The organism is Limosilactobacillus caviae (genome assembly GCF_014635905.1).
In the GTDB taxonomy this organism is placed as follows: Bacteria; Bacillota; Bacilli; order Lactobacillales; family Lactobacillaceae; genus Limosilactobacillus; species Limosilactobacillus caviae.
Window position 1 is genome coordinate 1 of record NZ_BMDS01000019.1, and the last position, 1419, is coordinate 1419.

Below are 1419 nucleotides of genomic sequence, written 5' to 3' on the forward strand. Positions count from 1 at the left end.
CAAACCAGGCGGCTCAATATGGCAATCAAAACCGCTTTTTAATTGTGGTAGGTCATAATGATCAAGGCCAGCAAGGTGAATTAGGACGGACAAAGCTAACCGATGAAATGATTGTCAATCGTCCGGATGTACAGAAAGTACACAATGTTTATAACGCTGGGAATTCTGGCTTTAACGCTGATGTTAAATTAGATGTAAATAAATTACAGACATACCGCAATGCTATCCAAATCATTAGTCGTTACAGCGGCGTTCCCGATGGCAATAGTGATTTTGTCGATTACACTTCACAACCAGTAACTTTTGATAAAAATAATTATGCCTACCTTGACCAGATGGGAATAGTGAATAATCAGTTACATGTAGCTGGTTGGAATGCTACTAATAAGGCCTTAGGTTACACTAATCATTATCTTATTCTGTTTGACCGTACCTTAGGACATGAACTTGCCCGGACTAAAGTAACTGATCTTGCTCGTCTAGACGTTGCAAAGGTCTATCCTCAGGTAATCAATGCCAGCGTAGCTGGCTTTGAGGCAAACTTTAGCCTAAATAATGTTGATTTGACACACCAATTGCAGGTGATTAGTCGTTACAGCGATGCGGCTAATGGTGAAGGGAATAACGTTAATTACTGGTTTGCTCCTCAACAATTAATGACTGCTAATCCAGCTAATCAAGGGAATCTTGATCAGTTCAATATTAGTAAAGCTGGTGAAGTAACGGTTACCGGCTGGCACGCAACTGATGCCTCTACCGTTGAAAATAATCGTTTCTTGATTTTATTTGATCAAACCACTGGTCGGCAGGTTGCTTCAATTAAAGCAACCAATGTTGCTCGTCCAGATGTTGCTAAGGTATATCCTAATGTTAAGAATGCTGATCAGTCAGGATTCAATGTAACATTTAAAGTGAAGCCGAATGATCTATCAGCAAATCATCAATATGCAGTAGTAAGTCGTTACTCAACGGATGCTAATGGTAACGGAAATGATGGTTATCACACTGATTACTGGTCAAATGGTGTTAAGTTAAATCAGTCAGCATATTGGCTCGACCACTTAAACATGACTAATGATGGTCTTCATGTTAGCGGTTGGGTTGCTAGTGACAACTCTTTAAGTCAGCCGCATACTTTTGTTTTTGTAATGAACAACGGTAAAGAAGTTGCTCGTCAAGAAGTTAAATTAACTGCTCGTCCAGATGTGGCAAACGCTTATCCATCGCTCTATAATAGTGCAATGAGTGGGTTTGACACTACCATTAAGCTTGATGATATGAGTAAATTAAATGGTAATTTACAAATATTATTACGGTTCACGAATGATAAAGCTGGTAATCTAGATAACGGACAATCAACAGATCAATATAGTAAGAATTACGCGACTAATGGCGGTAACTTTGATTACGTGAAAGTTA

Annotated in this window: 1 pseudogene; it reads left to right on the forward strand. The window is 38.9% G+C overall.

The features are described 5' to 3' along the window. A pseudogene (locus tag IEU90_RS11195) lies at positions 1-1419 on the forward strand (glycoside hydrolase family 70 protein); the annotation flags it as partial.